Origin of the sequence: Phenylobacterium sp., from assembly GCF_044236515.1 — a bacterium.
Classification (GTDB): domain Bacteria; phylum Pseudomonadota; class Alphaproteobacteria; order Caulobacterales; family Caulobacteraceae; genus Phenylobacterium.
In genome coordinates this window covers 1-5,757 of sequence record NZ_JBIIGK010000167.1, presented here as the reverse complement: position 1 = coordinate 5,757, position 5,757 = coordinate 1, and the positions used below count along the sequence as shown (strand labels likewise).

5 protein-coding genes and 1 pseudogene are annotated in these 5,757 nt (G+C 69.0%); all 6 read right to left on the bottom strand.

Annotated features, from left to right (window positions below):
- Positions 1–136, bottom strand: a pseudogene (locus ACILRF_RS13860) (3-oxoadipyl-CoA thiolase); the annotation flags it as partial.
- On the bottom strand, positions 133–624 hold the full coding sequence (locus tag ACILRF_RS13855; protein WP_395673869.1) for a MaoC family dehydratase: 492 nt from the start codon (positions 622–624) through the stop codon (positions 133–135). The pseudogene ACILRF_RS13860 and the gene ACILRF_RS13855, both read right to left, overlap by 4 nt.
- The gene (locus ACILRF_RS13850; protein ID WP_395673867.1) at positions 621–2,681 is read right to left on the bottom strand and encodes a 3-hydroxyacyl-CoA dehydrogenase NAD-binding domain-containing protein; all 2,061 of its coding nucleotides are present in this window, start codon (positions 2,679–2,681) and stop codon (positions 621–623) included. Before ACILRF_RS13850 ends, ACILRF_RS13855 begins: the two co-directional genes overlap by 4 nt.
- Positions 2,678–3,472: an enoyl-CoA hydratase-related protein gene (locus ACILRF_RS13845; protein WP_395673865.1), complete on the bottom strand. Its 795-nt coding sequence runs from the start codon at positions 3,470–3,472 to the stop codon at positions 2,678–2,680. Before ACILRF_RS13845 ends, ACILRF_RS13850 begins: the two co-directional genes overlap by 4 nt.
- On the bottom strand, positions 3,472–4,248 hold the full coding sequence (locus tag ACILRF_RS13840; protein ID WP_395673863.1) for an alpha/beta fold hydrolase: 777 nt from the start codon (positions 4,246–4,248) through the stop codon (positions 3,472–3,474). Before ACILRF_RS13840 ends, ACILRF_RS13845 begins: the two co-directional genes overlap by 1 nt.
- Positions 4,245–5,757, bottom strand: a 1,513-nt coding sequence (locus ACILRF_RS13835) for a benzoate-CoA ligase family protein (protein ID WP_395673861.1), incomplete at its 5' end; no start/stop codon positions are given. The genes ACILRF_RS13840 and ACILRF_RS13835, both read right to left, overlap by 4 nt.

Below are 5,757 nucleotides of genomic sequence, written 5' to 3'. Positions count from 1 at the left end.
CCGCCAGCTGCGGATTGCGCTCATAGAGGGTGCGCAGCGGGATCGCGGCCAGGTCGTCGGCCCGCACCTTCGACAGCGCGCCGCCGTAGCGGCCGATCGGCGTGCGGACGGCGTCGCAGAGGTAGACTTCGGTCACAGGCTTACTTTCGTCGCGTTGCGGGAGAACATGAAGCTGGTCGCCACAAGGCTCGCGACCAGTTCACCCGCCTGATTGAAGCCCTCGATCCGGGCCATCACCGAGCCCCGGTCCGCCCTGCTTTGATGCGCCCGGTTGCTGAGCACACTCACGCGGACGGACAGGCGATCGCCGGGCCGTACCGGCCGCAACCATTGGATCTTGTCGACTCCCGGCGACACGGAGTTGGCGACAGTCGATAGGTAATGGTCCACGTAGAGCCGCATCATCAGGAAGATGGTGTGCCAGCCGCTGGCGATGATCCCGCCGAAGCTGTTCCCGGCGGCGAGCTCAGGATCGGTGTGCAGGGCCGGCTGCGGGTCGAACTTCTCGGCGAAAGCGATCACCTCCTCCAGCGTGACGTCGACCTCGCCAAAGGTGTAGGTGGCGCCCGGGACGTAATCCTCCCGATAGCGCTGATCTCTAGGGGGCAGGGGCGGGCTGCTCACAGGTCCTGGAATCCCTTACCTTGCTGCGCCAGCCGCACGAGCAGGTCCGCCGGCTTGAACTCCGGCCGGCCTTGCTTCTCGTAGCGGCTCAGCGCCTCGAGGATCCTGGGGAGGCCGACGTTCGAGCCCCACCACATTGGGCCGCCCCGATGCCGCGGCCAGCCGTACCCATTCAGCCAGACCACATCGATGTCGCTAGCCCGCAGGGCTTTGTCCTCCTCGAGGATCTTCGCGCCCTCGTTGACCATCGGATAGAGGCAGCGCTCCAGGATTTCCTGGTCCGAAATCTCGCGCCGCTCGACGCCAAGCTTCTTCGAGAAGTCGAGGATCACCTGCTCGACCACCGGCGAGGGCGCCGCCTTGCGGCTGTCGTCGTAGTCATAGAACCCGGCGCCGGTCTTCTGGCCGCGGCGGTCCATCTCGTTCAGCACCTCGCGGATGGTCGAAGATGTCGACGCCTCGCGCGTCCATCCGAGGTCGAGCCCGGCGAGGTCGCCCATGGCGAACGGCCCCATCGGCAGGCCGAACTCGGTCAGCACCTTGTCGACCTGCCAGGGCAGGGCGCCCTCGATCAGCAGGGCGTTGGCCTCGCGGGTGCGCTGGGCGAGCATGCGGTTGCCGACGAAGCCGTGGCAGACGCCGACCAGCACCCCGATCTTGCCGATCTTCCTGGCCAGTTGCATGGACGTCGCGATGACCGTCTTCGAGGTCTGGGCGCCGCGCACCACCTCCAGCAGCTTCATGACATTGGCCGGCGAGAAGAAGTGCAGGCCGATGAAACGGTCCGGCCCGTCGACCATCTCCGCGATCTTGTCGATGTCGAGGTAGCTGGTGTTGGAGGCCAGGATGGCGTCGGGCCGGACGACCTTGGTCACCTTGCCGAACACCTCGCGCTTGATCTCCATGGTCTCGAACACCGCCTCGATCACCAGGTCGCAGTCGGCCAGGGCGGCCAGGTCCAGGGCCGGGGTGAACAGCGCCATCCGCTGAGCAGTCAGCTCCGGCGTCGCTGTGCGGCTGCGTTCGTAGTTCTTCCGGATGATTCCCATGCCGCGGTCGAGCGCCGCCTGGCTGGTCTCGACGATCGTCACGGGCAGGCCGGCGTTGGCGAGGCTCATGGCGATGCCGCCGCCCATGGTGCCGGCCCCAATCACGCCGACCTTGCGGATCGGCAGGGTCGGGGTGTCCTCGGGCACGTCGGGGATCTTCCACACCTGGCGCTCGGCGAAGAAGGCATGGCGCTGGGCGGCTGACTGATCGCCCGAGAACAGCTTAAGGAACAGCTCGCGCTCGCGCGCGATCCCTTCGTCGAAGGGCAGGGCGACAGCCGCCTCGACCGCCTGGACACAGGCTTCGGGCGCGTCGGCGCCGCGGAACTTGCCGGCGTTGGCCTTGCGGAAATCGGCGAACAACTCGGGTCGGGCCCGGTCGGCGGCGATCTTGCTCTCGTCGTCGCGGACCTTCTTCAGCGGGCGGCCTTCGGCGACGACTTGCCGGGCGAAGGCGACGGCGTCCTGAACCAGGGCGTCCTCCGAGACCAGTGCGTCGAGCAGGCCGGCGTCTAGGCCCGCCCTGGCGTTCACTGGCGCGCCGAAGGCGATCATCTCCAGCGCCCTGGCGGCGCCGACGATGCGCGGCAGGCGCTGCGTGCCGCCGGCCCCCGGCAGGATGCCCAGGGTCACTTCCGGCAGGCCGAGTTTCGCCGAAGGAGCGCCGACCCGGTAGTGGCAGGCCAACGCCAGCTCCAGCCCGCCGCCCAGGGCCGCGCCGCGGATCGCCGCGACGACCGGCTTGCCGGCCGCCTCGACGGCGTCCAGCGTTTCCGGCAGGCTCGGCGCCTGCATCGGCTTGCCGAATTCGGTGATGTCCGCCCCGGCCGAGAACAGCTTGCCGCCGGTCGCCAGAACGATCGCCCGGACGGCGGGGTCGGCGTCGGCGCGCCGCATGGCCTCGAGGATCGCCGCCCGCATCGCCTGGCCCAGGGCGTTGACCGGCGGGCTGTCGAGGGTCAGGACGGCGACGTCGCCCTCGAGGCTGTAGGCGAGGGGCTGGGTCATCGGGTCCGTTCGAAGTTGGCGGGGCGCTTTTCAACGAAGGCGCGGACGCCCTCGGCATAGTCGGCGGAAAAGCCCAGATTCTGCTGGGTTGTCCGCTCATGCTCCAGCTGGACAGGTAGCGTGTTGGCCCATCCGTCCTGGAGGGCCGCCTTGGTGATCGCAAGCGCCTCGCGGGGCTGGCGCGCGAGCTGGGCGGCGGTCTGGGCCACCGCCGCGTTTAGGGCGTCGTCGTCGACGCAGCTCCAGATCATCCCCCAGGCCTCAGCCTGTTCGGCAGTCACGGGTTCCGCCAGCAGCGCGAGGCCAGCGGCGCGCGCCGGGCCGACGAGCCGGGGCAGCATCCAGCTCGCGCCTCCGTCCGGACCAAGACCGATCCGTGTGAAAGAGAAGGCGAATTTCGCCGAGCGCCCCGCAAAGACGATGTCGCTGGCGAGGGCCAGGCTGGCCCCAGCGCCGGCGGCGATCCCGTTCACCGCGCAGACCACGGGGATCGGCAGCGCCCGCAGCCGGTTGATCAAGGGATTGAGGTCGCGGGCCAGCGCCGCGCCGATGTCGACGGGCGGCGCGCCCTCCGGCACGATCCGCTCGGAAAGGTCCTGACCGGCGCAGAAAGCGCGGCCGGCGGCGGCGATGACCAGCACCCGGCAATCGGCGTCGGCCTCGACCGCGTCGAGCGCGGCGCGCAACCCCTCGTGCATCGCCTGGGTGAAGGCATTCAGCTTGTCAGGCCGGTTCAGGACGATGCGCGCGACGGCGCCATCCCGGATCGACTGCACCACAGGTTCGCTCATTAGGCCTCCACGCCGGCGACCCGGCGGACGAATGTCTCCAAGGCCTCGAGCACGGCCTCGGTCTGGTCGCGGTGGGGCGAGTGCCCGCAGCGCGGCAGCATCAGGATTTCTGTATCGGGCGTCCCGGCCGCGATGGCGTCGAGCTGCGCCCGGGTGCCGTATTCGTCATCGAGCCCCTGAAGAAGCAGTATCGGGCAGTCGATGGTCGGCAGGCTGGCCTCGATGTTCCAGGCCAGGAACCGGTCGTCGAGCCAGATGTCGTTCCAGCCCCAGAACGCGTGGTCGGCGTCGCGATGGTGCCGACCGAGTTTCCGCGGCAGGTCAGTGGTTTCGTAGACCACCTTGGCCTGGGCGATGCTCTGTACCGTCAGCGGCTCGACGAAGACATGCGGCGCTTCGAGAACGAGGCCGGCCGTCGAGGCCGGATAGGCTCCGGCATGGATCAGGGCAATGGAGCCGCCGTCGCTGTGGCCAAGCAGGATGGGGCGAGCGACCCCCGCCGCCTTCAGCACCTTCGGCAGGACCTCGAGGGCTTCGACGTGCATGTAGTCCGGCTGGCGCGGCGCGGCGATCGGATCGGACTGGCCGTAGCCTCGCCTCGAGTAGGCGAACACCGGCCGACCCGTACGGGCGGCCAGCTGGTCGGGAAAGTCCTTCCACATGGCCACCGAGCCCAGGCCCTCGTGCAGCAGGACAATGGCTGGGCCCGCATCGGGTGCGCCCGACCAGCGGCATTCCAGTCGGACACCGTCAACGTCGATGAACCCGGTGGTCATGTCGCCAGCGCGTCGCGGCCGCCTTCCTGTTCCCGCAGGACATGGCGGCGGATCTTGCCTGTCGCGGTCTTTGGCAGGGCGTCCACGAACTCTATTACGCGCGGGTACTTGTAAGGTGCGAGCCGCGCCTTGGTGAACGCCTTGAGAGTCTCGGCCAGCCCCTCGCCCGGCGTCGCGCCGGGGCGCGGCACCACGAAGGCCTTGGTCTTCACCAGGCCAGCCCCGTCGGTGATCCCGATGACCGCCGCTTCCAGGACGGATTCATGAGCCAGCAGGGCATTCTCGACCTCCGAAGGCGAGACCCAGATGCCGGACACCTTGAGCATGTCGTCCGCCCGGCCGCGGTGACTGAGGAAGCCTTCCGCGTCCATCTCGAACTTGTCGCCGGTCTTCATCCAGCCGCCCACGAAGGTGGCGGCGGTCTTCTCGGGCTGGTTCCAGTAGTGGAGCGTCATGGTCGGGCCTCGCACGTGAAGCTCTCCGAGGCCGCCGGGTCCCACCTCTGCGCCGTTCTCGTCGATCAGCCGGACCTCGTAGCCGGGCACCGGCTTGCCTGTGCAGCCATAGCGGACCGCGCCCGGACGGTTAGAGACGAAGATATGGAGCATCTCGGTGGAGCCGATGCCGTCGACGATCTCAGTCCCCGTCCGCTCGCCCCAGGCGCGGCCGAGCTCTTCGGGTAAGGCCTCGCCGGCCGACATGCACACGCGCAGGGGGCTGGCGCCCGCAGCCGGGGCGTGCGGCGACGCGAGCAGCGCGCCGTAAAGCGTCGGCACGCCGCAGAAGACGGTGACGCCATGCCTGTCGATCAACCCGCCGACCACGTCAGGGGTCACTCGGCCGGAGAACAGCACGGCGGTCGCTCCGAGGCTCATGGGGAAGATCAGCGCGTTGCCGATGCCGTAGGCGAAGAACAGCTTCGCCGCCGAGTAGACCACGTCGTCCTCGCGCAGCCCGAAGGTCTCGCGCGCGAAGAGTTCGGCCGTGGTGACGGGGCTGAGATGACGGTGCGGCGCGCCCTTGGGGCGACCGGTCGAGCCTGACGAATAGAGCCAGAAGGCGATGTCATCGGCCTTCGAGGCGTGGGCCAGGGGCGGGATCGCCGCAGTCGCCGTGATATTGGCGAAGGAATGGACGGGCTGTCCGTCGCCTTCGCCGGAAACAATGAGTACGCCGCCCCAGCCGGTGTCGTCGATGGCGGTGCGGAACGCCGGCAGCAGGGTCGCCGAGACGAGCGCCGCCTTCGCCTCGCTGTCGGTAAGGATGTAGCCATAGTCCGCAGGCGTGAAGAGCGTGTTCAGGGGGATCGGCACGACCCCGACCTTGATCGCGCCCAGGAATGCCGCGACGAAGTCGATCCCGTCGAGGACGCAGAGCACCACGCGCTCGCCAGGCTGCAGGCCCAGGCCTAGAAGAGCGGCCCCGGCGCGGTCGGCGCGGTCCGCGACGTCGCGGTAGGTGTAGGCGCCTTGCTCGTCGATGAAGGCGACCTTGTCCGGCCGCGCCGCG